The organism is Janthinobacterium longum (assembly GCF_051380735.1).
Lineage (GTDB): Bacteria > Pseudomonadota > Gammaproteobacteria > Burkholderiales > Burkholderiaceae_D > Janthinobacterium.
In genome coordinates this window covers 1,440,734-1,465,426 of sequence record NZ_JBNYXQ010000001.1, presented here as the reverse complement: position 1 = coordinate 1,465,426, position 24,693 = coordinate 1,440,734, and the positions used below count along the sequence as shown (strand labels likewise).

At 60.7% G+C, this 24,693-nt stretch carries 22 protein-coding genes and 2 tRNA genes; 4 read left to right on the top strand and 20 right to left on the bottom strand.

Features of this window, described 5'->3' with window-relative positions; all coding sequences use genetic code 11:
- Nucleotides 1-30 precede the first annotated feature (30 nt).
- On the bottom strand, nucleotides 31-741 hold the full coding sequence (gene aat / locus ACQ4WM_RS06645) for a leucyl/phenylalanyl-tRNA--protein transferase (RefSeq protein ID WP_436545881.1): 711 nt from the start codon (nucleotides 739-741) through the stop codon (nucleotides 31-33).
- A gap of 13 nt (nucleotides 742-754) precedes the next feature.
- Nucleotides 755-1,345 carry an NUDIX hydrolase gene (locus tag ACQ4WM_RS06640; protein ID WP_436545880.1) on the bottom strand — a complete coding sequence of 197 codons (591 nt, stop codon included), beginning with the start codon at nucleotides 1,343-1,345 and terminating at the stop codon, nucleotides 755-757.
- Nucleotides 1,346-1,532: 187 nt separating this feature from the next.
- Here ACQ4WM_RS06640 and ACQ4WM_RS06635 point away from each other — a divergent pair.
- Together ACQ4WM_RS06635 and ACQ4WM_RS06630 are read left to right on the top strand one after the other, a co-directional pair.
- Nucleotides 1,533-1,609, top strand: a tRNA-Met gene (locus ACQ4WM_RS06635).
- A 107-nt stretch (nucleotides 1,610-1,716) separates the two neighbouring features.
- Nucleotides 1,717-1,793, top strand: a tRNA-Met gene (locus ACQ4WM_RS06630).
- Between the two features lie 150 nt (nucleotides 1,794-1,943).
- Here ACQ4WM_RS06630 and ACQ4WM_RS06625 read toward each other — a convergent pair.
- The gene (locus ACQ4WM_RS06625; RefSeq protein ID WP_436545879.1) at nucleotides 1,944-4,247 is read right to left on the bottom strand and encodes a xanthine dehydrogenase family protein molybdopterin-binding subunit; all 2,304 of its coding nucleotides are present in this window, start codon (nucleotides 4,245-4,247) and stop codon (nucleotides 1,944-1,946) included.
- The gene (locus ACQ4WM_RS06620) at nucleotides 4,244-4,717 is read right to left on the bottom strand and encodes a (2Fe-2S)-binding protein (protein ID WP_436545878.1); all 474 of its coding nucleotides are present in this window, start codon (nucleotides 4,715-4,717) and stop codon (nucleotides 4,244-4,246) included. Before ACQ4WM_RS06620 ends, ACQ4WM_RS06625 begins: the two co-directional genes overlap by 4 nt.
- Nucleotides 4,718-4,883: 166 nt before the next feature.
- Between ACQ4WM_RS06620 and ACQ4WM_RS06615 the strand changes: the two genes are divergently transcribed.
- A complete protein-coding gene (locus tag ACQ4WM_RS06615; protein ID WP_436545877.1) occupies nucleotides 4,884-5,471 on the top strand; it encodes an Imm5 family immunity protein in 588 nt (195 codons plus the stop codon).
- Nucleotides 5,472-5,476: 5 nt separating this feature from the next.
- On the opposite strand, the gene ACQ4WM_RS06610 is transcribed toward ACQ4WM_RS06615, so the two are convergent.
- Together ACQ4WM_RS06610 and ACQ4WM_RS06605 are read right to left on the bottom strand one after the other, a co-directional pair.
- Nucleotides 5,477-6,379, bottom strand: coding sequence for a DNA-3-methyladenine glycosylase 2 (locus tag ACQ4WM_RS06610; protein ID WP_436545876.1), 903 nt, complete (start codon nucleotides 6,377-6,379; stop codon nucleotides 5,477-5,479).
- Nucleotides 6,376-7,359, bottom strand: coding sequence for an XdhC family protein (locus ACQ4WM_RS06605; RefSeq protein ID WP_436545875.1), 984 nt, complete (start codon nucleotides 7,357-7,359; stop codon nucleotides 6,376-6,378). Before ACQ4WM_RS06605 ends, ACQ4WM_RS06610 begins: the two co-directional genes overlap by 4 nt.
- Nucleotides 7,360-7,468: 109 nt before the next feature.
- On the opposite strand from ACQ4WM_RS06605, the gene ACQ4WM_RS06600 reads away from it, so the two are divergent.
- Complete coding sequence (locus ACQ4WM_RS06600; protein WP_436545874.1) at nucleotides 7,469-7,612, top strand: hypothetical protein; 144 nt, start codon at nucleotides 7,469-7,471, stop codon at nucleotides 7,610-7,612.
- Here the strand turns inward: ACQ4WM_RS06600 and ACQ4WM_RS06595 are convergent.
- The 14 genes from ACQ4WM_RS06595 to ACQ4WM_RS06530 all read right to left on the bottom strand — a co-directional run bounded on the left by ACQ4WM_RS06595 (nucleotide 7,609) and on the right by ACQ4WM_RS06530 (nucleotide 24,481).
- Nucleotides 7,609-8,715: a M48 family metalloprotease gene (locus ACQ4WM_RS06595; protein ID WP_436545873.1), complete on the bottom strand. Its 1,107-nt coding sequence runs from the start codon at nucleotides 8,713-8,715 to the stop codon at nucleotides 7,609-7,611. The genes ACQ4WM_RS06600 and ACQ4WM_RS06595 overlap by 4 nt on opposite strands.
- Before the next feature lie 16 nt (nucleotides 8,716-8,731).
- Nucleotides 8,732-9,181, bottom strand: a complete 450-nt coding sequence (gene dut / locus ACQ4WM_RS06590; RefSeq protein ID WP_436545872.1) for a dUTP diphosphatase — start codon at nucleotides 9,179-9,181, stop codon at nucleotides 8,732-8,734.
- A 23-nt stretch (nucleotides 9,182-9,204) separates the two neighbouring features.
- Nucleotides 9,205-10,425 (bottom strand): bifunctional phosphopantothenoylcysteine decarboxylase/phosphopantothenate--cysteine ligase CoaBC, encoded by a 1,221-nt coding sequence (coaBC, locus tag ACQ4WM_RS06585; protein ID WP_436545871.1) that lies wholly within the window; start codon nucleotides 10,423-10,425, stop codon nucleotides 9,205-9,207.
- Between the two features lie 27 nt (nucleotides 10,426-10,452).
- Nucleotides 10,453-10,968 carry a signal peptidase II gene (gene lspA, locus ACQ4WM_RS06580; RefSeq protein WP_436545870.1) on the bottom strand — a complete coding sequence of 172 codons (516 nt, stop codon included), beginning with the start codon at nucleotides 10,966-10,968 and terminating at the stop codon, nucleotides 10,453-10,455.
- Between the two features lie 97 nt (nucleotides 10,969-11,065).
- Nucleotides 11,066-13,966, bottom strand: a complete 2,901-nt coding sequence (gene ileS / locus ACQ4WM_RS06575; protein ID WP_436545869.1) for an isoleucine--tRNA ligase — start codon at nucleotides 13,964-13,966, stop codon at nucleotides 11,066-11,068.
- Between the two features lie 70 nt (nucleotides 13,967-14,036).
- Entirely contained in the window at nucleotides 14,037-15,008 is a 972-nt protein-coding gene (locus tag ACQ4WM_RS06570) for a bifunctional riboflavin kinase/FAD synthetase (RefSeq protein ID WP_436545868.1), read from the bottom strand.
- A 168-nt stretch (nucleotides 15,009-15,176) separates the two neighbouring features.
- Nucleotides 15,177-16,388, bottom strand: a complete 1,212-nt coding sequence (locus tag ACQ4WM_RS06565) for a tetratricopeptide repeat protein (RefSeq protein ID WP_436545867.1) — start codon at nucleotides 16,386-16,388, stop codon at nucleotides 15,177-15,179.
- A gap of 78 nt (nucleotides 16,389-16,466) precedes the next feature.
- A complete protein-coding gene (locus ACQ4WM_RS06560; RefSeq protein ID WP_436545866.1) occupies nucleotides 16,467-16,898 on the bottom strand; it encodes an ExbD/TolR family protein in 432 nt (143 codons plus the stop codon).
- Between the two features lie 105 nt (nucleotides 16,899-17,003).
- Nucleotides 17,004-17,432 (bottom strand): ExbD/TolR family protein, encoded by a 429-nt coding sequence (locus ACQ4WM_RS06555; RefSeq protein ID WP_436545865.1) that lies wholly within the window; start codon nucleotides 17,430-17,432, stop codon nucleotides 17,004-17,006.
- A gap of 3 nt (nucleotides 17,433-17,435) precedes the next feature.
- A complete protein-coding gene (locus ACQ4WM_RS06550) occupies nucleotides 17,436-18,371 on the bottom strand; it encodes a MotA/TolQ/ExbB proton channel family protein (protein WP_436545864.1) in 936 nt (311 codons plus the stop codon).
- Nucleotides 18,372-18,457: 86 nt separating this feature from the next.
- Nucleotides 18,458-19,120 (bottom strand): energy transducer TonB, encoded by a 663-nt coding sequence (locus ACQ4WM_RS06545; protein WP_436546215.1) that lies wholly within the window; start codon nucleotides 19,118-19,120, stop codon nucleotides 18,458-18,460.
- Between the two features lie 522 nt (nucleotides 19,121-19,642).
- Nucleotides 19,643-21,232 carry a SpoVR family protein gene (locus ACQ4WM_RS06540; RefSeq protein ID WP_436546214.1) on the bottom strand — a complete coding sequence of 530 codons (1,590 nt, stop codon included), beginning with the start codon at nucleotides 21,230-21,232 and terminating at the stop codon, nucleotides 19,643-19,645.
- Nucleotides 21,232-22,500, bottom strand: coding sequence for a YeaH/YhbH family protein (locus tag ACQ4WM_RS06535; RefSeq protein WP_436545863.1), 1,269 nt, complete (start codon nucleotides 22,498-22,500; stop codon nucleotides 21,232-21,234). Before ACQ4WM_RS06535 ends, ACQ4WM_RS06540 begins: the two co-directional genes overlap by 1 nt.
- A 58-nt stretch (nucleotides 22,501-22,558) precedes the next feature.
- Nucleotides 22,559-24,481, bottom strand: coding sequence for a PrkA family serine protein kinase (locus ACQ4WM_RS06530; protein WP_436545862.1), 1,923 nt, complete (start codon nucleotides 24,479-24,481; stop codon nucleotides 22,559-22,561).
- Nucleotides 24,482-24,693 lie beyond the last annotated feature (212 nt).

Sequence of the window (24,693 nt, the reverse complement as noted above, 5' to 3'; positions counted from 1 at the left end):
AGCTTGCTTGCAACGATAGCATAGCCAGGCCTAAGCCGCAGTGTGCCAGTCGGTGATTTGTGCTTCTGTTATCGCCTCGCGCAGATGGGCCAGGAAGCGCGCGCGCGAAATCGGCGCCGCGCCCAGCGAGGCCAGGTGACGCGTCTCCTGCTGGCAGTCGATCATCGTCACGCCCCGTTCCTTCAAAAAGCGCACCAGGTGGGCCAATGCGATTTTCGAGCCGTCCGTAACGCGCGCGAACATCGATTCGCCGTAGAACATGCGGCCGATCGACACGCCATAGGCGCCGCCGACCAGTTCGCCATCGAGCCACAATTCCGATGAATGCGCATGGCCGAGCTTGTGCAAGCCCGTATAGCCGTCGATGATGTCTTCCGAGATCCAGGTGCCCGGGCCATCCTTGCGCGGCGCGGCGCAGGCGCGCATCACGGCCTCGAAGTCGCCGTCAAAGCGCAGCTGCCAGCGCCCGTCGGTGGCGGCGCTGCGCTCGACCTTGCGGATGGCTTTTTGCAGGCTGTCCGACACTTTGAAATTGTCCGTCATCAGGACCATGCGCGGATCGGTGCTCCACCACAATATCGGCTGGCCTTCGGAAAACCAGGGAAAGATGCCGTGCCGGTAGGCCTCGAGCAGGCGGCGCGGCGACAGATCGGCGCCGGCCGCGAGGAGGCCAGGCGCTTCGCCCTTCAGCGCGCGCGACACATCAGGAAACGGGGTATGGAGATCGAGCCAGGGGATCATGCAAGCAAGGTGGTCAGGGTTGAGTGGCGCCGTCAGCCGGCATGGCCATCGGGCGATTGATGTCGCCTGTGTGAAAGCCGTAGCTGCCGCCTTCGCTGATCTTCACGCGGTCGGCAAAGAACAGTTCCAGCGTGGTGCGCACGGTGGGAAAGGCGAGATCGTCCCAAGGAATCTCGCTTTCCGAGAACATCTGCACTTCCAGGCTTTCGATGCCGGGCGCGAAATCGAGGTCGCACAGGCGCGCCAGGTAAAACAGGTGGACCTGGTGCACGCGCTGCACGTTCAGCAGCGAAAACAGCTTGCCCAGTTCGATATGCGCGCCCGCTTCCTCCACCGTTTCGCGCTCGGCCGCATCCGAAGTGGTCTCGTCATTTTCCATAAAGCCGGCCGGCAGCGTCCAGTAGCCATAACGGGGCTCGATCGCGCGCTTGCACAGCAGCACCTGCAACTGGCCGTCCTGTTCCCACACGGGGATCGAGCCGACCACCATCTTCGGGTTCTGGTAATGGATGGTGTTGCAACTGGGGCAGACATAGCGGGGACGGTTGTCGCCATCCGGTATCGACAGGCTGACAGGGTGGGCGCATTCGGAGCAGAATTTCATGGGCAGGCTTAAGATAAAAATGGCAGAGTTTCAGTCACTGGTGTAACGCTTACTGTACACCGATTGCGTGCACCGTGGCGTGCCGGGCGGATCAGGCATGCGCCGCTCTTTTCTATTGAATAGTTCTATTGCTGTCGATTTTGGAATAGCTATTGCCTAAGCTACCCGTTTGCGCTTATAATTCTTGTGCGGGGTGGAGCAGTCTGGCAGCTCGTCGGGCTCATAACCCGAAGGTCACAGGTTCAAATCCTGTCCCCGCAACCAATTTGAAGCCGCTGATTCCTTGCAAAAGGGTCAGCGGTTTTTTCATGGCCAAACGATCTGTCAACACTGCCCTTTACGCCGCGTAACAATCTGGTATATAATTCTTGTGCGGGGTGGAGCAGTCTGGCAGCTCGTCGGGCTCATAACCCGAAGGTCACAGGTTCAAATCCTGTCCCCGCAACCAATTCGAAGCCGCTGATTCCTCGCAAGAGGGTCAGCGGTTTTTTCGTTGTTAACCCGACGGCGGAAAGGCTGGGGTCAGACCGGGCGGGTCTGACCCCGGATTTTTGCTATGGGGCGTGGTAACGCCAACTCATGGCTTATACTTTCAAGATCAGCTCTTCTTCGCCAGCTGCATCCCCACCGGCAGCGCGCGGATGCGCTTGCCGGTGGCGGCAAAGATGGCGTTGCACAGCGCCGGCGCGATCGGCGGGGTGGCCGGTTCGCCCACGCCACCCAGTTCCATGTCCAGCGTACCCGGCACCAGGTGGGTGTGGATCACGCGCGGGGCGTCGGCGGCGCGCAGCACGGCGTAGTCGTGGAAATTGCTCTGCTCGACCCTGCCGTTCTTGAAGCTGATTTCACCGCTCATCGCCAGCGACAGGCCCATGATGCAGGCGCCCTCGATCTGCGAGCGCACGCGGTCCGGGTTGATCTGCGGGCCGCAGTCCATGGCGATATCGACGCGCGGGATCAGCACTTCGCCGGCCGCATTGATTTCCACCTCGATCACGGCTGCCACGTAGGTGACGAAACTGTAGGCTACGGCCAGGCCCAGCCCGCGTCCCTTGGGCAGCTTGCGGCCCCAGCCTGCCTTGGCCGTGGCCAGTTCGATCACGTGGCGCATGCGGCCTATATCGACCGGGTATCTGGCCGGGTCTTCGCCATAGTTCCAGCCGTCGGACAGCTCTTTCGGATTGATCTTGCGCGCCGGGCCCAGCAATTCAAGCAGATAGTCGCGGTGGTCTTTTTTCGCCGCATGCGCCAGTTCGGCCGCAAACGACTGGATGGCAAAGGCGTGCGGAATATTTGACACCGAACGGAACCAGCCGATGCGGGTGTGGGCCGGCACTTCCGGCACTTCGACGCGCACATTCGGGATCGCAAACGGCACGTTGATAGCCGACATGCCCAGTTCGAACGGCGCCTGCCGGTTGGCGCCCGCGGCAAAGGTCGAGGTGATGGTGGGCGCGGCCGTGCGGTGCAGCCAGGCCGTCGGCATGCCTTTCGCATCGAGCGACGCTTCCAGGCGCTCGACGGAGACTGTGTGCAGGTAATCGTGCTGCAGGTCGTCGTCGCGGGTCCAGGTCAGCTTGACGGGCTTGCCGTCCATCGCTTTCGACAGCAGCGCCGCTTCGACCGCGAAGTCCGGTTTCGATTTGCGCCCGAAACCGCCACCGAGCAAGGTCACGTGCACGGTGACGTCTTCGAACGCCAGTCCCAGGGCCTTGGCCACATTGCTGCGCGTCGCTTGCGGCGCCTGCACGCAGGCCCATACTTCGGCCTTGCCATTGGCCACGCGCACGGTGGCGGCGGGCGGCTCCATGGTGGCGTGGGCCAGGTGCGGAAGATAGTATTCGGCACTCATCTTGCGCGTGGCCGGTGCGGCGGCCAGGGTCTCGACCGTCTTGCCCTGGTCGCGCGCCGGCTTGGCGCTCTGGCGCACGGCCGCTTCCAGCGTGGCGCGGAAGGCCCTGGAATCATAGCTGCCGTTGGCGCCGTCTTCCCACTCCAGCACCAGTGCTTCGCGGCCCTTGATGGCGGCCCAGGTATTGCTGGCAATGACCGCCACGCCGCCCAGCGGATTGAACATGGCCGGCGGCGGGCTGCCCGCCAGTTCGACGATGCGCAGCACGCCCGGCACCTTCAGGGCGGCCGTCTTGTCGACGCTTTTCAGCTTGCCGCCAAATACCGGCGGACGGGCGATCACGGCATAGCTCATGCCGTCCATGCGGGTATCGATGCCGAAGTGGGTGTTGCCGGTAACGATATCGTGAAGGTCGATGCCGCGCTTATTGTCCTGGCCGATGTAACGCAGCTCTTCGGCGCGCTTGAGCGAGATGCTGGCGCGCGACGGCACCTGCAGCCTGGCCGCCTCGGCCGCCAGTTCGCCAAAGCCCAGGGTGCGGCCGCTGGCCGCATGCACCACCTTGTGATCGACCGCCTTGACCTGGTCGACGGCAACGTTCCAGCGCGCCGCGGCCGCCGTTTCCAGCATCAGGCGGGCGGTGGCGCCCACATGGCGCATGGCGCGGAACGAGTGGCGCATGCTGCGCGAGCCGTCGGTGTCCTGGCTGCCGTAGCGCGCTTCGTCGGCCGGCGCTTGCTGCACTTTCACCTTGGCCCAGTCGGCGCCCAGTTCGTCGGCCGCCACCATCGGCAGGCTGGTGCGGACGCCCTGGCCCATTTCCGCGCGGTGCGACACGATGGTCACGATGCCATCAAAACCGATGGACAGGAACACCAGCACGTTGTCGACCACGCCGCCGGCCATATTGTCGCCGCCGTATTTGACGGCATCGGCCGCCATCACCAGGCCGGAAGGGCCGGCGACCAGGCTGAAACCGGCCAGCGCGCCAGCGGCCTTGAGCCAGTTGCGGCGCGAGGCCGAGACGATCATCTTGTCAGGCGCGTTCATTTCGAAGCTCCTTTAGGGGGCACGCCGGCGGCCTGCTTGATGGCCGCATGGATGCGCGTGTAGGTGCCGCAGCGGCAGATATTGCCACTCATTGCCTCGCGGATCTGCTGGTCGCTGGGCTTGGGCGTCTTGTGCAGCAGGGCCGTGGCCGACATGATCTGCCCGGCCTGGCAGTAGCCGCATTGCGGCACGCCATGGTCTTGCCACGCCTGTTGCAGGGCCAGTCCCACCTTGTCTTCGCCCACCGCCTCGATGGTGGTGATCTTCTTGCCGGCGGCGGCCGAGATCGGCGTCACGCATGAGCGCACTGCCTCGCCATCGAGATGCACGGTGCAGGCGCCGCACAGGGCCATGCCGCAGCCGAACTTGGTGCCGGTCATGCCCAGTTCGTCGCGCAGGGTCCACAGCAGCGGCGTGTCTTCGGGCAGGGCGATATCGTGCCGCTTGCCATTGATGGTCAGGGTAGTCATTTGATTCCTCGGAAATGGGGGGTACGGAAAAACGTGGCGGCCATCCGTCATGGGGATTAGCTCATCAGTAGTAGATGGTAGCATCGGCAACAAAGTGCTGCAGGGAGGCGGTGTAAAATCCTGCAGCTGCTGACGCCCGATGCATCGGCGAACACAAGGGGCAAGCATGGAGCATGAACTGGCGCTGTTGATCAGCACCTTGCTGGAGCAATTGGAGAGTTCTCGTTCGGGGCACTTGCCTCTGCCATCGAGAAAACTGTTGTGGCGGTCGCTGTCGGCAGGGCAGTCCGGCCAGGCCTGCAGCGTGAGATTGGCCAAGCTGCACGCCATCTGCGTGCGGCACGGCCTGCCGATCTGGTGCGAAAAATTCGCCGACCCTAAGGCTATCGACGCGATACTCGACACGGCGCGAGGCGCGGCCAGCGGTGCGGTATCGCATCAGCAAGCGCAGCGCGTGCGTGACGATTTTTATGTGGCCGTGGTTGAAGACGAGGAGTACGAGACCGGCGAGTACCCGGCCATGTTTGTCGGCCACGCTGCTGCCAACACCATCACCATGGCCATCAGTGACACGCTCTTCGATGCCGGCGATAAGCGTGACGATCACGAGATGGATGCGGAAGCCTTTTTTCCTGACTATCTGATCGCATCGGCCGTTGCCGGTGGCCTTGACGAGGATGGCGATACACGATTGCGCAGGACATTCTGGAAGTGGTATCTGACGCATGCCGTACCGCAGGCTGTTGCGGCTTAGCGGGGCTATGTATCGATCTGTGCCGTGTGCAGGCTGGCCCACAAATGCGCGGCTGCCATGGTGCGGTGCGGCGCGTACTGGCGCAGCCATTGCTCGGTGCGCGCGATATCCGGCTTGCTTGCCTCGCCCAGCAGCTTTTGCAGGGCGGCGCGGATCGCCACGTCGCCATGCAGCGAGCAGTCGGCGTAGCCATAGCCGCGCAGCAGCGCGTAATTGACGGTCCACGGGCCGATCCCTTTTACTTTCAGCAAGGCTTGCGAGACCGCCTCCACCTCGCCCGAAGCAGGCAGTTCGAGTGACAACTTGCCTTGGTCGACCAGCGCTGCCAGGCGCAGCAAGGTCTCGGCCTTGGCGCGCGAAAATTTGCGCCCTGTCAGATCTTCGGGCGCCAGCCGCGCCACGTCGCGCGCTTCCGGGTAGCACCACAGGCCGCTGCTGTGCTGGCGCCCGGCTTGCAAAATAAAGGTGCGGCGCAGCGCTATGGCAAACGGCAGGTTGATCTGCTGGCCGATAATCGCCCAGGTCAGCGCCTCGAACGGCGTGGCCGACTGCACGATGCGCAAGCTGCCGTTGGCGCGCGCCAAAGGGCCCATCAGCGGGTCGCCGGCCACCAGCTGCGCAAACGGTTCGGGTGCGATGCGCAGGCCGAGGATATTATTCAGCACACCGTGTAGCGCGTCCTGCATGCCGTGACAGAGCCGGCCATCGATCTCGGCGCGGCATTGCGCTTCGCTGGCAGTGAAATCAACTTCCAGCAGCACCGGCAGGCCTTGCTGCAAGATGGCCTTGCGCAGGCGGTGCGGCGTCACCTGTTCGGCCACGCCTTGCGTGTCGCGGCCGTGAAAAGCCAACACGTCTGCCTGCCGGTAGCCGGCAGGCAGCGGCAGCGTCCAGTGCAAGGTGGTCATGCCGACAGTGCTTGGGCGTGCGGGATCTGCAGCGTGTCGGGCACGCCGTTTTTCACGGCCGTCAGTTCGGCCAGGATGGAGATGGCGATTTCGGCCGGTGTCTTGCTGCCGATATACAGGCCCACCGGCCCGTGCAGGCGTGCCAGCTGCCCGGGCGTGACGTCGAACTGCAGCAGCCGTTCGCGCCGTTTCGCATTGTTGGCGCGCGAGCCGATGGCGCCGACATAGAATGCCGGTGACTTCAGCGCTTCCATCAGCGCCAGGTCGTCCAGTTTCGGGTCGTGCGTGAGGGCCAGTACGGCGCTGCGGCTGTCGAGCTGCAGTTCCAGCACCAGGTCGTCGGGCATGGCGTGCAGCAGCGGCACACCGGGCACGTTCCAGCCGCTGCGGTAGTCTTCGCGCGGGTCGCACACGATGACGTGGTAATCCATGGCGGTGGCGATCTGTGCCACGAAGCGCGACAACTGGCTGGCACCGATGATCAACAGGCGCCAGCGCGGGCCATGCTGGGTGGTGAGGTGATCGTTTTCCAGCACCAGAGTTGCGCCCGGCGCCGCCGCATGCAGGCTGACCGCGCCGCTCTTCAGATCGAGCCGCCGTTCTACCAGCTCATGGCGCTCCAGACGCGCCAGCAGTTCGGCCACGCCGCTGCCGGCATGCAGCGGTTCGATCGCCAGTTCGATGGTGCCGCCGCAGGGCAGGCCGAAGCGGTGCGCCTCATCGGCGCTGATGCCATAGCTGACGATCTCGGGCCGCTCGCGCACGATGCCATGCGTGCGCACATGCTCGATCAGATCATCTTCGATGCAGCCGCCCGAGACCGAGCCGACCACCGTGCCGTCGTCGCAGATGGCCAGGGTGGCGCCGACCGGGCGTGGGCTGGAACCCCAGGTCTTGATGACCGTGACCAGTTCGCAGCGGTGGCCGGCAGCGATCCAGGCAGCGCAGGTTTTCAGTACTTCGAGGTCGATGCTGTCCATGGTGCGCTGTCTTTGATGAGTGAATAAATATGCCGCAGGCGTGCGTCGCAAGAGGGGAAAACATGGCTATACTGAAAACTCGCTATCCCACAGCCTGCGGAGAGTTCCCATGACAATCAAAGAACAGCAATCGCAAGATCAAGGCATGCCCATCGTCAGCAAACTGCTGGTCGGCGTGTTCCTGGCAGTGATATTGATCGGCATGGTCAGCTGGCTGATGGGGGGCGTATTCCCCCCATTTTCAGGCTCTTAAGGCCGCAGCGGCTTTTTGGCCGCCTGCTTGGCACGCACATCGATCACCGCCCGGTTGATGGCGGCGATGCGCGCATTGGTGCCCGGATGCAGTGCCGTGTAGCCGTTGGCGATGCTGGCCGGCACTTGGGCCGACAGGCGTTGCCAGAAGCTGGCGGCATTGCCGATATCGTAGCCGGCGCGCGCCAGCAGGTAGATCGCCAGGGTGTCGGCCTGCGCGTCGAGGTCCTGCGGCATGGCGCGTATGCCGGCGGCACCCGTCAGCATCGACACGTCGGGCTGTACCGCGCCCAGGCTGTCGATCAGGCTGCCCGCCGTGCCGCTGCTGCGCTGCGTGCGTGCATGGTCGAGGATGTTATGCGCCATTTCGCGCGCAATCACAAAGGCTATCCCCTCATCGCTTTGCGCTGCGCCCACCATGCCGCGCGTGAGCATGATGCGGGCGCCATCCGAATATGCATTGATATTGTCGGCATTGCCCAGTGCAACGCGGAAGGCGCAGGCGCGGGTGACGGGAATTTTCAGGTCCTGCGGCTGGCCCTGGCGCGCAATCGTCATGTTGATGCTGGCGCTTTTCGAGGCCAGCGGACCGACGATGGCGCCAAACGGGCCTTCTGCGTTCGGGCCGGCCGGCAGCGGTTTGCCTTCGGCAGCCAGCAGGCCGTCACCCTTGCGCAGGCCTGCGCGCGCGGCGCCGCTGCCCGGCAGCACGCTCGATACCTGCATCTGTTCGCCGTAGCCCAGGGCTGCCTGCGCCGCATCGGCATACACGCTGGGGTAGGAATACTTGTTCTGGGCCGTGAAACCGAGCAGGTTGCGGGCGTAGGTCTTGCACAGGTCCGCATTGTTGATCAGCAGCGGCGCCGACACTTTCGACAGCCGGTCCTGCAAGGCCACCATCTTTACCAGGATTTCCTGCGCGGCCTTTTGCTGCGCCGTGTAGGCGGGCGCTTCATCGGCTGAGGGTGTCATGTTGAACGGGCCGCTGACGGTGCTGCCGGGCGTGGTGCAGCCGGCAAGCATGGCGGCGCAAGCCACCAGCAGCGGCATGGCCAATTGGCGCAGCGGGTTTTGAGCTGGGTCGATTTGGCGGAAACCTGGCATAAATAGTCGTCCTTAATTAATGTTTGCCGGTGCTGCCGAAACCGCCAGCACCGCGTTCGCTGTCGCCGAATTCCTCGACGATATTAAAGCCCACTTGCAGCACCGGCACGATAATCAGCTGCGCCAGGCGTTCCATGGGGTTGAGCGTGAATGCGTTTTGGCCCCGGTTCCAGGTCGAGACCATCAATTGGCCCTGGTAATCGGAGTCGATCAAGCCTACCAGATTCCCCAGCACGATGCCGTTCTTGTGGCCCATGCCGCTGCGCGGCAAGATCATCGCTGCATAGCCCGGGTCACCAAGGTGGATCGCCAGGCCGGTCGGTATCAGCACCGTCTGGCCGGGTGCTATCGTGATGGCTTCATCGATGCAGGCGCGCAGGTCCAGGCCGGCGCTGCCCGGGGTGGCATAGGCCGGCAACTGGTCTTTCATGCGGGCGTCGAGGATCTTGATGTCGATATTTTTCATTGAAGCTACAACTTTGTTAAGGGTTACTTGAGCAGCGAAATTTTCGCGATACGCTTGGCAATTTCGGAAATCAGCTGGCGCGCCAGTTCCAGCTTGGAGGCGCGCGGCAGCACGGTGTGGCCGTCTTCGTCAAACAGGATGATGGTGTTGTCATCCTGGCCGAAGGTGTGGTGGCCGATATTGCCCACCAGCAGGGGTATGCCCTTCTTTTCGCGCTTGGAGGAACCGAATTGCACCAGGTTTTCCGATTCGGCGGCAAAGCCCACGCAATACGGAAAACCGGCCAGGTTGGTGCGCGCCGCCACAGTGGCGAGGATGTCGGGATTCTGCGCGAACTGCAGTTCCGGCACCGACCCATCGGCCTGCTTTTTCATTTTCTGGTCGCTGGCGTTGACCACCCGCCAGTCGGCCACGGCGGCGACAGCGATGAAGACGTGCTGGCCATCGAGGTGAGCCAGCACTGCGTCATGCATCTGCTGCGCGCTTTGCACGTCGATGCGGCGCACGCCGAACGGTGCGGGCAGGGCGGTCGGGCCGGAGATCAGCAGCACCTCGGCGCCCGCTTCACGCGCAGCGCGTGCCACCGCATAACCCATCTTGCCCGAGGACAGATTGGTGATGCCACGCACCGGGTCAATCGCCTCAAAAGTAGGGCCGGCCGTGACCAGCACGCGCCTGCCTGCCAATACTTTCGGCTGGAAGGCGGCGATCAGTTCAGCCAGCAACTGCTCGGGTTCAAGCATGCGGCCCAGGCCCACTTCGCCGCACGCCTGTTCGCCGGCAGCCGGGCCAAACAGCTTGACGCCGTCTTCGCGCAGCTGCTGCACATTGCGCTGGGTGGCGGGGTTCTGCCACATTTCCACGTTCATGGCCGGCGCCACCAGCAGCGGCAGGTGAGCCGGACGGGCCAGGCACAGGGTCGACAGCAGGTCGTCGCAGACGCCATGCGCCAGCTTGCGTAAAAAGTCGGCCGAACACGGCGCGATCAGGATCGCGTCGGCGCCGCGCGTCAGGTCGATATGCGCCATATTGTTGTCGATGCGCGCATCCCACTGGCTGGTATGCACGGGGTGGCCGGACAGCGCCTGCATCGTGACGGCCGTGATGAAGTGGCTGGCTGCGTCCGTCATGACGATTTGCACCGAAGCGCCGGCGCGCACCAGCGCGCGGCACAGTTCGGCCGCCTTGTAGCAGGCGACGCCGCCCGACAGGCCGAGGACGATTTTTTTGCCGGACAATTCCATGGTGTGGCTCCTGCGTGTTATTTGGCGTTATTTGTTCACTCGGCGCAGTTCATCGATGATGAACAGGGCCGCGCCGATGCAGATGGCACTGTCGGCGATATTGAAAGCGGGGAAATGGCCCCAGCTTTTCCAATGGAAATCGAGGAAATCGACCACGTGGCCATATACCAGCCGGTCGATGGCGTTACCGAGCGCACCGCCCAGTATCAGTGCCAGCGCCCAGCAGAACATGCGCTGGCCGGCGTGCTTTTTCAACAGGTAGATGATATACGCGGCTGCCGCCAGCGCGATGCCGGTGAATAAATAGCGCTGCCAGCCGCCCTGGTCGGACAAAAAGCTGAATGCGGCGCCCTTGTTAAACGCCAGCACCAGGTTGAAGAACGAGGTGATGACCTTTTCTTCGGCGTACTGGAAGGTGCGCAGCACGGTGATCTTGGTGATCTGGTCGAACAGGATAACGATGGCGGCGATGCCCAGCCAGGGAACCAGGGACGATGACGACGACGATTTCGATTTCGACACAACGCGGTTTTTAGTGGCCATATTTTTTCAGGGAGAGGTAAAAGCCGCCGCTGCCCGGGCAGGTATCCAGGCAGCGGCGGTCGGGAGCGGAACGCACGTGGCGTTCCGGTGCGACAGTTTAAGCGAAACGGCGCTTTTCACCTGCACCAAACAGGTTGCTGACGCAGCGCCCGCACAGGGTCGGATGCTCAGCATCGGTGCCCACATCGGCGCGGTAATGCCAGCAGCGCTCGCACTTCGGCGCGGCGGACGCCGTGACGACCACTTCTTCGCCTGCTTCGTCGGCCACTTCGGCCACCGTCGCCTGCGAGGTGATAAAGACGAACTTCAGGTCGTCGCCCAGAGTGTTCAAGAGCTTGTACTTCATCGGCGCGGCCTTGATGGTCAGTTCGGCCTGCAGCGACGAGCCGATCGCGCCTGAAGTGCGCAGGTCTTCCAGCTGCTTGGTCACATCGGTGCGCACGGCGCGCAGGGCCGTGTACTTTTCCAGCAGTTCGGCAGCGTCCGCTACTTCCGGCAACTGCCACCAGATTTGCGTGAAGATGGTTTCATCGCTGGCGGCGTAAGCTTCTTCGCCGGCAAACACGGCCCATGCTTCTTCGGCCGTAAACGACAGGGCAGGGGCCATCAGGCGCAGCAGGCTTTGCGTGATATGCCACAGCGCCGTCTGCGCAGAGCGGCGCGCGATGGAATTCAGGCCCGTGGTGTACAGGCGGTCCTTCAAAATATCGAGATAGAAGCCGCCCAGGTCTTCCGAACAGTAGGTCTGCAGTTTGGACACCACCGGGTGGAACTCGTAGCGCGCATAGTTGTTCTCGATCTGCTGCTGCAACGAGGCCATGTTGGCGATCGCATAGCGGTCGATCTCGAACAGTTCCGCCACCGGTACGGCGTCCGTCGCCGGGTTGAAGTCCGAGGTATTGGCCAGCAGGAAGCGCAAGGTGTTGCGGATGCGGCGGTACGATTCGGTCACGCGCTTCAGGATTTCGTCGGAGATCGACAGCTCGCCCGTGTAGTCGGTCGAGGCGATCCACAGGCGCAGGATGTCGGCGCCCAGGCTGTCCGAGATCTTTTGCGGCGCCAGGGTGTTGCCCAGCGATTTGGACATCTTCTTGCCTTCGCCATCGACCGTGAAGCCGTGCGTCAGCAGTGCCTTGTACGGTGGGCGGCCATTGAGCATCGACGACACCAGCAAGGACGAGTGGAACCAGCCGCGATGCTGGTCCGAGCCTTCCAGGTACAGGTCGGCCGGGAACTGCAACTGGGTCGAGTGCGAACCGTGCGCTTGCGGGCCGCCCAATACTGTCTGGTGGGTGGCGCCGGAATCGAACCACACGTCCAGCGTGTCCTTGTTCTTGGCGTAGATGGCCGCTTCGTCGCCGATCAGGTCCGCCAGGTCCAGCGCCTGCCATGCTTCGATGCCGTCTTTTTCGATCAGTTTGGCCACTTGTTCCAGCAGTTCAGGCGTACGCGGGTGCAGGCCGCCGGTTTCCTTGTGCACGATGAAGGCCATCGGCACGCCCCACTGGCGCTGGCGCGACAGTGTCCAGTCGGGACGGTTGGCGATCATGCCATGCAGGCGCGCCTGGCCCCAGTCCGGGAAGAACTCGGTGTTGGCGATGCCTGTCAAGGCGGTTTCGCGCAAGGTGGCGCCGCCGTCTTTTGGCGTGACATCCATGCCGGCGAACCACTGCGAGGTGGCGCGGTAGATGATCGGTGTCTTGTGGCGCCAGCAGTGCATATAGCTGTGATCGAACATCTTCACTTCAAACAGCGCACCCGCGTCCTTCAGGGCGTTGCAGATCGGTTTCGACGCTTCCCAGATGGTCATGCCGCCGAACAGCGGCAGGGTCGAGGCGAACTTGCCGTCACCCATCACCGGCTTGATGATGTCGTCGTCCTTCATGCCGTGCGCCTTGCACGAGATAAAGTCGTCCAGGCCATAGGCCGGCGCCGAGTGCACCACGCCGGTACCGCTCTCGGTGGTCACGTAGTCGGCCAGGTACAGTGGCGACAGGCGGTCATAGAAGGCGTCGGCGGCGTGCAGCGGATGGCGGAAACTGATGCCGGCCAGGGCAGCGCCGTCGCACGTGGCGATCGTCGTGCCATCGAGCTTGAAGCGCGCCAGGCTGGAGACGACCAGGTCCTGCGCCAGGATCAATAGCTGCGGCTGGCCATCGCGCTCGGCTTGCACCAGCGCGTACTTGACTTCCGGATTGACGTTCAGCGCCTGGTTCGACGGGATGGTCCACGGCGTGGTGGTCCAGATGACGATATAGCCGTTTTCGGTCGGCAGCGATGGCAAACCAAAAGCGGCTGCCAGTTTTTCCGGCTCGGCGAATTTGAAGCCGACATCGATGGCCGGATCGCGTTTTTCCGCGTATTCCACTTCCGCTTCGGCCAGCGCCGACTGGCAGTCAAAGCACCAGTTGACCGGTTTCAGGCCACGGTAGACATAGCCTTTTTCCAGCAGCTTGCCCAGCGCGCGCAGTTCGTCGGCTTCATTGCCGTGCGCCATTGTCAGGTAAGGGTTGTCCCATTCGCCGAGCACGCCCAGGCGTATAAAGTCTTTCTTCTGGCGCTCGACCTGCACGTTCGCGTAGGCGCGCGCTTTTTCCAGCACTTCGGCCGTCGGCAGGTTCTTGCCGTACAGTTTTTCGATCTGGATCTCGATCGGCATGCCGTGGCAATCCCAGCCCGGCACATACGGCGCATCGAAGCCGGCCAGCGAGCGCGACTTGATCACCATGTCTTTCAGGATCTTGTTGACGGCGTGGCCCAGATGGATGTCGCCGTTGGCATACGGCGGACCGTCATGCAGGATGAATTTCGGACGGCCGGCGGCTGCCTTGCGCACGCGCTCGTAGATTTTCTTGTCTTGCCATTGCTGTACCCATTGCGGTTCGCGCTTGGCCATGTCGCCGCGCATCGGGAACGGGGTTTCCGTCATGTTGACCGGGTATTTGCTGACGGGTTTCTTGTTCTGCTTCGGTGCGGCTGGCTTGTTTTGGTCGGACATAGTCTTCTTTACTGGATGGTGTGAGTTACTGTGGCGGGACAAACCCGCCGCGCGCAGGAGTGGGCCGGGATCAAATTCGGTCGGTGGCGGTAATCGCGCTGCGGCGTTGCGTGAAATACGCACGCGCCTGGTTCGAGTCGCGCTCGATGGCGGCCGTCAGGGTGGCCAGATCATCGTATTTCTCTTCGTCGCGCAGCTTTTCCAGGAACTCCACGCGCACCAGCTTGCCGTAGCAGGACTGGGCGAAGTCGAACAGATGCACTTCCAGCAGTACTCGGCCGCTGTCGTCGACGGTCGGGCGCACGCCCAGGCTGGCCACGGCCGGCAGCGGCGCGGGCGCCAGGCCATGCACTTGCACGATAAAGATGCCGGACAGGGCGGGGCGGTGCGCCACGCGCAGGTTCAGAGTGGGGAAACCGAGCGTGCGGCCCAGCTTCTGGCCATGGATCACATGGCCGGAAATCGCATACGGGTGGCCCAGCAGCTGCGTGGCCAGGGTAAAATCGCCAGCGGCCAGCGCCAGGCGCACGGCCGACGATGAAATGCGGATGCTGCCATTCATCACGGTGGGCATGGTTTTCACATGAAATCCGTGCTCACGGCCCGCCGCCTGCAGCATGGCCACGTCGCCGGCGCGCCGCGCGCCATAGCAGAAGTCGTCGCCGACCATCAGCCATTTCACATGCAGGCCATCGACCAGCACTTGCCGGGTAAAGTCCTGCGGGCTCAGGGAAGCGAACTGGACGCTGAAATGCTCGACGATCACCCTGTCGATGCCGGCGTCGGCCAGCGACTGCAGCTTGTCGCGCAGGTTGGCGATGCGCTGCGGCGCTTTTGACAAGTCTCCGGCGCGCTGGGCAAAGAACTCGCGCGGATGCGGCTCGAACGTCATCACGGCCGCCTCGATGCCGAGGTCGGTCGCCGCCTCGCGCACGCGCGCCAGCAAGGCTTGATGACCGAGATGGACACCGTCAAAATTGCCGATGGTCAGCGCGCATGGTGCGCGTGCCTGGGCATTGGGAAGTCCGCGAAATACCTTCATGGGAATGGGATCAAAACTGTGCCAAAACAGCGATTATACGGACTGTTTCAGCGATGCACACCCGGCGGGGCCGGCGCAGGGGTAATTTCCTGGCTGAAATGATAAAAAGCGTTGCCAGCACGAGTGCCAGCAACGCTTTTTTTCACCGAATATTCAGTGCAGCGTCAATTACTTGTTCATCAGGGTCCAGTAGCGGGCCAGATCTGCCGAGCCATCGGTGCCCTTGACGGTTTTCAAGGCGGTGTTCGCATTGGCTTTCTTGCCGGCGTGGATGTAAGCGATGCCCAGGTGCAGCTTGGCTTCTTCTGCATACTTGGCGGTGCCCATTTTCACGGCGTCATTCATCAGGCCCAGGCCTTTGTCGGCCTGGCCTTCGTAGACCAGGGCAAAGCCCAGCTTGCTCAAGCTGTCGGCGTCCTTGTTCTTGACGTAGTCGGCTTCCGACTTGGCTGCATTGGCTTTCAGGTCGGCCTGGTTTTTCAGGGCCAGGTCTTTCAGGCGCTGGTGACGGGGGGCGTCGGCACCGGTACCGAGCACGCCTTTTTTGTAGCCCTGGTCGATGATGCTCAGTGCTTCACCCGGATTGCCTGCCTGCAGTGCCAGCTGGCTCAGTTCCATGTATTCGGAGGCCTTGGTGAACAGGCCATTGGCCAGGCGCAGGCGCTGTACGTCCAGGCCCAGGCGTTGCGAGAAGCCAGGTTTACCCGAAACGCGGTTCAGCAGGTCGGCCCAGTAGCTGGACTTCGGATAGCTGGTCGCCAGCTTTTCCAGGGTCGATACATAGCCGGCCTTGTCGCCCTGTTTCAACTGGATATTGGCCAGCATCTGCAGGCTGCCTTCCGAGTTGCCGCCTTTGGCCTGCAGCTCTTTTGCCGCTTCGGCATAGTTGCCGCTCGAATAGTAGGCCTGGATCAAGTATTCGCGCGTCTGTGGATCGTCGCGATCTTTCAGCGAGCGCTTGAACCAGGTGATGGCGTTAGGCCAGTCCTTGACGCGGTAGTACATGCCGGCCAGGCCTTGCGTGAATTTCGGTGCTTCGGCGGCGCTCAGGCGGCCGGAATTGATCACGGCTTCAAAAGCCTTGATGGCGGTGGCGTTATCGCCGGCGCTGGCGGCGGCCGAGGCGCGCACGCGTTCGATCTGGTAGCTTTCAAAGGCGGTCTTGTTGCCGACGTTGTCAGCTTCGCGCAGCTTGGCCAACGCTTCCTTGTTTTTGCCGGCGCTCGTGAGCCGTTGTGCTTCTTGCAGTGGCTTGCCGACTTCGGCGCGCACGGTGTCGGCGGCATATGCCAGCGAACCCAGGCCGATCACGGGAGTTGCTGCGGTAAAACCGATAGCGGCCATGACGAGGCCGAGATGAGCGAGACGAAACTTGGACATGAGAAAGTCTTTCAGTAAAAAGCGAATAGGCAGGATGGCCTGCCTATTCGGATGTAAAGAGAACCTGATACTAACAGCTTACTGGAATTGCTCGTTTCCGACCAGACCGATTTTAGTCACGCCCAGACGCTGTGCCGAAGCCATGACACCGGCGACGACCTTGTATTCTGCCAGCTTGTTCGGACGCAGATGCACTTCCGGCTGGTCTGCTTGCGCAGCAACGTTGTTCAGCTTGGCTTCCAGTGAAGCACGGTCAGGAATGACCTGGTTGTCCCACAAGATGGTGCCGTCAAAATCGACATCGATCGTGACGACCACTGGTTCCGTAGTCGGTGGCGGCGGGGTGCCGACCGGCATGTTCAGGTTCACCGAGTGGTTTTGTTTTGGAATCGTGATGATCAACATGATAATCAGCACCAGCATCACATCGATGAGGGGCGTCATGTTCAGTTCCATCATTGGTTCCGGATCCGCGCCTGCTGCGCTTCCCGAACCGACATTCATACTCATAGTGTTTCCTTTAAGAAGTCCAACGAAGCACCGGGCGAAACTGCCGCCCGGCAAGCTCCTGAGCGTGGCGCCCCGTTAATGCCAGGGCGCCGACGTCAGTCGCTATCAGCTCTTGTCAGGTGGTTCGGTGATAAAGCCGACCTTCTGAATCCCGGCACGTTGGGTCGTGAAGATCACTCGGCCGATCGATTCGTAGCGCGCTTCCTGATCGCCACGAACGTGTACTTCCGGCTGCGGTACTTTCACTGCTTCAACTTTAAGATAATCGAACAATTCGTTCGTATCTTTCAGTTTGGTCTGGCCCAGGTAAATCTCGCCGTCCTTGTTAACCACGATGTTAACGTTTTGCGGCTTGGTCTGCAGGGCTTGGTTGGCCTCAATCGGCAGATCGATTTTCTGCAGCTTGAGTACAACCGGACTGGTGATCAGGAAGATGATCAGCAAAACCAACATGATGTCGACAAGCGGCGTCGTGTTAATTTCTGACATTACCTGATCTTGTTCTCCGCTGTCGGAGCCGACGGACATCGACATGACTTATCCGATCTTTTTAGCGCCGGCAGCACGGCCAGCTTCGCTGGTCGACATTACGCCAGAAACCAGTACCGAGTGGACGTCGGCGCTGAACGAGCGGATGTCTTCCATCGCGGTTTTGTTACGACGAACCAGCCAGTTGTAACCCAGAACGGCAGGAACAGCGACCAGCAGACCGAAGGCGGTCATGATCAGTGCTTCACCAACCGGACCTGCGACTTTGTCGATCGAAGCGTTACCGGTCATGCCGATCGCGGTCAGCGCGTTGTAAATACCCCAAACGGTACCGAACAGACCGATAAACGGTGCGGTCGAACCAACGGTTGCCAGGAACGACAGGCCATCTTGCAGACGCGACTGGACTTTGTCCGAAGCGCGCTGGATCGACATCGTTACCCAGGTCGACAGGTCGATTTGTTCCAGCAGGGCGCCGTCGTGGTGAGCGGTAGCCTTGGTGCCCGATTCAGCGATAAAGCGGAATGGCGAGCCTTCTTCCAGGGTAGCCGAACCAGCAGCGATCGAAGGAGCTTTCCAGAATTTGGCTGCGGCTTCCTTGGCTTGCTTGAAGATTTTCATCTGATCGAGCAGTTTGGTGATGATGATGTACCAGGTACCGATCGACATGATGACCATGATGATCAGGGTGGCGCGTGGCACGAAGCCGCCGTCCCACACTGCTTGCAGGCCGAACGGGTTGTGCACTTCTTCGGTTTTTGGAGCTGCTGCGTCAGCAGCTGGAGCTGCTGCATCGGCGGCTGGTGCTGCTGCCGGTGCTGCTGCGTCAGCAGCTGGAGCTGGTGCAGCGTCTGCCGCAGGCGCCGTGGCTGCTGCCGAAGCTGGCGCGTCCGCGAAGGCTGGCGCTGCTACCAGGGCGGTAGTAGCGGTAACGGACAACAGAACCGCGGCAAAAAATGCGGACAAACGGGTATTCTTAAACATGCTTCCTCCAAAATTAAAAATAACAGATCGCTGAACGTGACGACAACGAAATCATGGTGTGAGACAGTGAAACACTGCCTCGGGTTTTAATCCAGCGACCAAACGTATTGCATTTGTTGCCAGCCTTGTTCCGGCTTGCCGTCTACCGTTGCAGGCTTGAACGTGCAGCGGCTGATGCCGGTAACCGCAGCCTTGTCGAGGTCACGGAAGCCGCTAGACTTGACGATCTTCGAATCTGCGACCTTGCCATCGACGCCGATCAGGAACGACAGTGTCACGACACCGGTTTCCTCATTGCGCTGCGACGACTTCGGATATTGCGGTTTTTCGCAGACACTGAAGTCGACCACGGCTGCAGTACGCACCGATTTGGCTGGGCCAGGAGGTGCCGCAGGCGCAGGCTGTGCCGGCGGCGCAGGTGGCGCCAATTCCGTGGTGGTTGGCTTCACCTGGCTGGTGTTGGCAATCACGTTTTGTGGCGGTGGCGGCTGCTGTACGTTCACCTCGACTGGCGGAATGAATGGCGGCGGCGGCGCTTTCGTTTCTGGCGGCGGTGGTGGCGGTGGAAGATCTTTCGGTGGAGGCGGTTTCACTTCCTCGATAATCTTGGTTTCAACCGGGTCCATCATTTTGGTGACCAGGCGCTTGCCCAAGCCCGTCACCATCCCATAAGCCGCGAGAAGGTGCAACACGACAACGACAACGATGCCTGTGTAGTTCTTGGGACTTTTCTCGTTCGAAAAATTCATGCCTGCTTTCTCCAAATACCATCTCTTGTCTTGCAACTGAACCCCAAAATGACGACACAAAGCTCCAGCCGTATCCGGGACGTCGCCGAATTATACATACGAATTCTTTATTTTACACAGATTTTTAACGCCTAAAACCGGTTAAATTTCTCCATCTTTTGCGCCCTGAAAACGTACTTGCTTATGCCATCTTTGCACGCTTTCGGACATAAAAAAAGGCGGTCTTATCGGTTTTTTACAGCCATCAGGGCCTACCGCGGCTAAGTTCTTCCATGTGCCAATATGACAGAATTATATTTTGCGTTATGGGATATGCAAAACGCTAAATTTGGATCAAATTCTTTACTTTTGACAACTTTTCGCTATGGAACCAGACCACTTTGCCTGGCGATTGCACCAATCGAGTGCAAACTGTCACTGAACAGACAAAAAAAAGAGCCCAAAAAGACGATTTTCGAGCCCGGACAGCCATACTAAATTCTGATGCAGGCATAGCGCACACTTATACAAGGGCGCAAATGCCTAGGGACGGAAGGCCGCATCGTCGCGGCGATGACGTTTTTCACGCCGGCAATTGAGGGTGCCCAGCACTTTGCCCTGCGGATCGACCGTGTCCAGATGCACGTCGAAACCCCACAGCCGCGCCACATGTTTGAGCACTTCCGTGGCCTGCTGGTTCAGGGGACGACGCAAAAATTGCGTGTGGCGCAAGGTCAGCGCGCGGTCGTCGCGCGTGTTGACCGACCATACCTGGATATTTGGTTCGCGGTTGCCCAGGTTGTACTGCTCTGCCAGTTGCTGGCGCACATAGCGGTAGCCGGCTTCGTCGTGGATGGCGGAAATGGCCAGCTTTTCATTCTTGTCGTCGTCGAGCACGGCAAAAAAGTGGAACTCGCGGATCAGGCGCGGCGACAGGTATTGGGCAATAAAACTTTCGTCCTTGAAATTGCGCATGGCAAAGTCCAGGCTCTTGCGCCAGTCGCTGCCGGCCAGGTCGGGAAACCAGGCGCGGTCTTCGTCGGTCGGGTGTTCGCAGATGCGGCGGATATCGCTCATCATGGCAAAGCCGAGCGCGTATGGATTGATGCCGCTGTAGTATGGGCTGTCGATCGGCGGCTGGTACACCACGTTGGTATGGCTTTTCAGGAACTCCATCATGAATCCATCGCCGACCACGCCTTCGTCATACAGCTGGTTCAAGATTGTGTAGTGCCAGAAAGTGGCCCAGCCTTCGTTCATGACCTGGGTCTGGCGCTGCGGATAAAAGTACTGGGAAATCTTGCGCACAATGCGCACCATCTCGCGCTGCCATGGTTCCAGCAGCGGCGCATATTTTTCAATAAAGTACAGCAGGTTTTCCTCGGGCTCGGCCGGGAAGCGCGGCGTGGTGCGGCGCTGCTCTTCCTCGTCGTCTTCTTCGTCGCGGCGGGGCAGGGTGCGCCACAGCTGGTTGATCTGCGACTGCACGTATTCTTCGCGTTCTTTCTGGCGCGCATATTCTTTCGCCATCGATAACTTGGCCGGGCGCTTGTAGCGGTCCACGCCATAGTTCTGGATCGCATGGCAGGAATCGAGCAGCAATTCCACCGCGTCCACGCCATGGCGCTGTTCGCACTCGGCAATATAATTCTTGGCAAACACCATGTAATCGATGATGGCGTCCGCATCGGTCCAGGCGCGAAACAGATAATTGCCCTTGAAGAAGGAATTATGGCCATAGGCCGCATGCGCGATCACCAGCGACTGCATGGTCAGGCTGTTTTCCTCCATTAAGTAGGCAATACAGGGATTCGAGTTGATGACGATCTCATAGGCCAGACCCATCTGGCCCCGTTTGTAGCTTTTCTCGGTCGACAAAAAATGCTTGCCGAACGACCAGTGGTTGTACGACACCGGCATGCCGACCGAGGTATAGGCGTCCATCATCTGCTCGGCCGTGATCACTTCGAGTTGGTTGGGATAGGTGTCGAGGCCGAACTGTTTTGCCACGCGCCGGATTTCCTCGTGGATCTGTTCGATCAGCTCGAAAGTCCATTCGGACTGTTCGGGCAGGGCGTTCGGGTGGCGGATGCGGACGAATGGTTCGGCATGCGGGGTGGCGGCGGAAGTCATCATTTCACCTGTTTCTTGAACAGTTCGCGGAACACCGGGTAGATATCGGCCGGCGTGACGATCTTTTGCATGGCGAAATGGGCGTGGTGGTCCTGCACGCCCGCATATTGCTCCCACAGGTTCTGCTGCGGGCCGTCGGTGATTTCGACGTAGGTGTAGTACTGCACCTTGGGCATGATGGTATTGATCAGCAACTGGCGGCACAGCACGGAATCGTTGTCCCAGTTGTCGCCGTCAGACGCCTGCGCCACATAGCTGTTCCACTGGCCGCCGCCGTAGCGCTCTTCTATTATAGTGTTGAGCAGGTTGAGTGCCGACGACACCACCGTGCCGCCCGACTCGCGCGAATTGAAAAAGTCGTGCTCATCGACCTCGGACGCGGCCGTATGGTGGCGGATAAAGACCACGTCGATCTTGTCGTAGGCGCGTTTTAAAAACAGATACAGCAGGATGAAAAAGCGCTTGGCGGTGTCCTTGCGCGACTCGTCCATCGAGCCCGAGACGTCCATGATGCAGAACATCACCGCCTGCGTCATGGGCTTGGGCACCTTGATGCGGTTGCTGTAGCGCAGGTCGAACGGGTCGATAAAGGGAATCGCCAGCAATCGCGTGTGCAGATGGTGTATCTGGCGGCGCAATTCGATCACATCGCCGTCTTCCTCCGATGCGCCATCCTCGAGCATCTGCACCAGTTGTGCATCAAGCAGTGCCAGCTGCTTGCGCGAACCACCGCCGACGGCGATGCGCCGCCCCAGCGCGCCGCGCAGCGAGCGCAGCACATGGATATTCGAGGGCGTGCCCGACATATTGTAGCCGGCGCGCTGGTTCTTCAATTCGGTGGGGGCCGTCAGCTGGGTCTTCACCATATGCGGCAATTCCAGGTCCTCGAAGAAGAAGTTCATGAATTCTTCGCGCGACAGTTCGAAGATGAAATCGTCTTCGGACGTTTCCTCGCTGTTGCCGGCCTTGCCGCGGCCACTGCCGCCACCGCCCTTGGGCCGGGCGATCTGGTCGCCCTTCAGGTATTCCTTGTTGCCGGGATTGACGACTTCCCACACGCCGCCATGGGCGTGGCCAAACGCCGGTTCGCCCACGTCCTTGACGGGGATAGTGACCTTTTCGCCATTCTCGACATCCGTGATCGAGCGCCCCTTGATGGCGCGCCCCACGGCATCCTTGATCTGGCCCTTGTAGCGCCGCAAGAAACGCTCGCGGTTGACGGCGGACTTGTTCTTGCTTTGCAAGCGCCTGTCGATAAGGTAAGTCAAAGCGTGCCTCCTTCACTTGTCTTGCGCGCCGGGCCGAAGCCGGCGCGCCCCGCTGCCGCTAGGACGACTTGCGTACGCGTAAGTACCACTCGCATAACAGGCGTACCTGCTTGGCCGTATAGCCTTTTTCCACCATGCGGGCCACGAAGTCGGCGTGCTTGTTGGCATCGTCGGCGCTGGCCTTGGCGTTGAAGGAGATCACCGGCAGCAAGTCTTCCGTATTCGAGAACATTTTCTTTTCGATCACGGTGCGGAATTTTTCGTAGCTGGTCCAGGCCGGATTCTTGCCGCCGTTCGAGGCCCGTGCCCGCAAGCCGAAGTTGACGATCTCGTTGCGGAAATCCTTGGGATTCGAAATGCCGGCCGGCTTTTCTATCTTTTCCAGTTCGTTGTTGAGCGACTCGCGATCGAAACTCTCGCCCGTATCAGGGTCTCGGTATTCCTGGTCCTGTATCCAGAAGTCGGCGAACGTCACATAGCGGTCGAAAATGTTCTGGCCGTACTCGGAATAACTTTCCAGGTAGGCGGTCTGGATTTCCTTGCCGATGAATTCCACGTAACGCTGCGCCAGGTGCTCCTTGATATAAGAGAAGTAGCGCTGCTCGAGTTCCGACGAAAACTGTTCGCGCTCGACCTGCTGCTCCAGCACATATAACAGGTGCACGGGATTGGCCGCCACTTCGGAATTGTCGAAGTTGAATACCTTCGACAATATCTTGAAGGCAAAGCGCGTCGACAGCCCGTTCATGCCTTCGTCGACACCTGCGTAATCGACATACTCGTGCATGGATTTGGCTTTCGGGTCGGTATCCTTGAGGTTCTCGCCGTCGTAGACCAGCATCTTGGAAAAGATGCTGGAATTCTCCGGGTCTTTCAGGCGCGACAGGATGGCGAACTGCGCCATCATGCGCAGCGTGCCCGGCGCACACGGTGCTTTTGCCAGCGAGGAATTGGCTACCAGTTTGTCGTAGATCCTGATTTCATCGGCCACGCGCAGGCAGTAGGGCACCTTGACGATATAGATACGGTCGAGGAACGCTTCGTTGTTGCGGTTGTTTTTAAACGTCTTCCATTCCGACTCATTCGAGTGGGCCAGGATGATGCCGTCGAACGGAATCGCGCCAAAACCTTCCGTGCCCTTGTAATTGCCCTCTTGCGTGGCCGTCAGCAGCGGGTGCAGCACCTTGATCGGCGCCTTGAACATCTCGACGAATTCCATCAGGCCCTGGTTGGCCAGGCACAGGCCGCCCGAATAGCTGTAGGCGTCCGGGTCATCCTGGGCATAGTCTTCCAGCTTGCGGATATCGACCTTGCCGACCAGCGAGGAAATATCCTGGTTGTTTTCGTCGCCCGGTTCGGTCTTCGAGATGGCGATCTGTTTCAGCACGGACGGATAGCGCTTGACGACGCGGAACTGGTTGATGTCGCCATTGAATTCATGCAGGCGTTTCACTGCCCACGGGCTGGGGATATTGCGCAGGTAGCGGCGCGGGATGCCGTAGTCCTCCTCGAGGATGGTGCCGTCTTCCTGCTCGTTGAACAGGCCCAGCGGCGACTCGTTGACGGGCGAGCCTTTCAGGCAATAGAAAGGCACGTGTTCCATCAGCGACTTGAGCTTTTCGGCGATCGACGACTTGCCGCCACCGACAGGTCCCAGCAAGTACAGAATCTGCTTGCGCTCTTCCAGGCCTTGCGCGGCATGGCGGAAATACGAGACCACTTGCTCGATCACTTCCTCGGTGCCGTAAAAGTCGCGGAAGGCAGGGTAGATCTTGATCACCTTGTTGGCAAAGATGCGCGACAGCCGCGTGTCGTTGCGCGTGTCGACCAGCTGCGGCTCGCCGATGGCCGCCAGCATGCGTTCGGGCGCGCTGGCATAGGTCAGCTTGTCCTTCTTGCACAGGGCCAGGTATTCGGTGAGCGACATTTCCTCTTCACGGGTGCGCTCGTAGCGTGCTGCGTAGTTGTCAAAAATGGTCATGTTCAATGTCCTTTAATGTAAAACCACCCTGCCAGTCACCATGCAGCAGGCCAGGCAGCCGCCTCGGCTCGCCGCTTGCAAATATCGTTTGCTTATTACCGGTTTTATTATTTTTTCAAGCCCGGCTGTTTGTCCCGGTCCGGATTGCCCGGACCAAAAAACTGGCGCTTGGATACCGTATGCTGACGTGGTCAGCCGGTCTTTTCATGTCC

What these genes read in the sequence shown, in the direction of transcription:
- aat (WP_436545881.1), bottom strand. Translation starts at nt 741, where the DNA reads ATGATCCCCTGGCTCGATCTCCATACCCCGTTTCCTGATGTGTCGCGC.
- ACQ4WM_RS06640 (WP_436545880.1), bottom strand. Translation starts at nt 1,345, where the DNA reads ATGAAATTCTGCTCCGAATGCGCCCACCCTGTCAGCCTGTCGATACCG.
- ACQ4WM_RS06625 (WP_436545879.1), bottom strand. Translation starts at nt 4,247, where the DNA reads ATGAACGCGCCTGACAAGATGATCGTCTCGGCCTCGCGCCGCAACTGG.
- ACQ4WM_RS06620 (WP_436545878.1), bottom strand. Translation starts at nt 4,717, where the DNA reads ATGACTACCCTGACCATCAATGGCAAGCGGCACGATATCGCCCTGCCC.
- ACQ4WM_RS06615 (WP_436545877.1), top strand. Translation starts at nt 4,884, where the DNA reads ATGGAGCATGAACTGGCGCTGTTGATCAGCACCTTGCTGGAGCAATTG.
- ACQ4WM_RS06610 (WP_436545876.1), bottom strand. Translation starts at nt 6,379, where the DNA reads ATGACCACCTTGCACTGGACGCTGCCGCTGCCTGCCGGCTACCGGCAG.
- ACQ4WM_RS06605 (WP_436545875.1), bottom strand. Translation starts at nt 7,359, where the DNA reads ATGGACAGCATCGACCTCGAAGTACTGAAAACCTGCGCTGCCTGGATC.
- ACQ4WM_RS06600 (WP_436545874.1), top strand. Translation starts at nt 7,469, where the DNA reads ATGACAATCAAAGAACAGCAATCGCAAGATCAAGGCATGCCCATCGTC.
- ACQ4WM_RS06595 (WP_436545873.1), bottom strand. Translation starts at nt 8,715, where the DNA reads ATGCCAGGTTTCCGCCAAATCGACCCAGCTCAAAACCCGCTGCGCCAA.
- dut (WP_436545872.1), bottom strand. Translation starts at nt 9,181, where the DNA reads ATGAAAAATATCGACATCAAGATCCTCGACGCCCGCATGAAAGACCAG.
- coaBC (WP_436545871.1), bottom strand. Translation starts at nt 10,425, where the DNA reads ATGGAATTGTCCGGCAAAAAAATCGTCCTCGGCCTGTCGGGCGGCGTC.
- lspA (WP_436545870.1), bottom strand. Translation starts at nt 10,968, where the DNA reads ATGGCCACTAAAAACCGCGTTGTGTCGAAATCGAAATCGTCGTCGTCA.
- ileS (WP_436545869.1), bottom strand. Translation starts at nt 13,966, where the DNA reads ATGTCCGACCAAAACAAGCCAGCCGCACCGAAGCAGAACAAGAAACCC.
- ACQ4WM_RS06570 (WP_436545868.1), bottom strand. Translation starts at nt 15,008, where the DNA reads ATGAAGGTATTTCGCGGACTTCCCAATGCCCAGGCACGCGCACCATGC.
- ACQ4WM_RS06565 (WP_436545867.1), bottom strand. Translation starts at nt 16,388, where the DNA reads ATGTCCAAGTTTCGTCTCGCTCATCTCGGCCTCGTCATGGCCGCTATC.
- ACQ4WM_RS06560 (WP_436545866.1), bottom strand. Translation starts at nt 16,898, where the DNA reads ATGAGTATGAATGTCGGTTCGGGAAGCGCAGCAGGCGCGGATCCGGAA.
- ACQ4WM_RS06555 (WP_436545865.1), bottom strand. Translation starts at nt 17,432, where the DNA reads ATGTCGATGTCCGTCGGCTCCGACAGCGGAGAACAAGATCAGGTAATG.
- ACQ4WM_RS06550 (WP_436545864.1), bottom strand. Translation starts at nt 18,371, where the DNA reads ATGTTTAAGAATACCCGTTTGTCCGCATTTTTTGCCGCGGTTCTGTTG.
- ACQ4WM_RS06545 (WP_436546215.1), bottom strand. Translation starts at nt 19,120, where the DNA reads ATGAATTTTTCGAACGAGAAAAGTCCCAAGAACTACACAGGCATCGTT.
- ACQ4WM_RS06540 (WP_436546214.1), bottom strand. Translation starts at nt 21,232, where the DNA reads ATGACTTCCGCCGCCACCCCGCATGCCGAACCATTCGTCCGCATCCGC.
- ACQ4WM_RS06530 (WP_436545862.1), bottom strand. Translation starts at nt 24,481, where the DNA reads ATGACCATTTTTGACAACTACGCAGCACGCTACGAGCGCACCCGTGAA.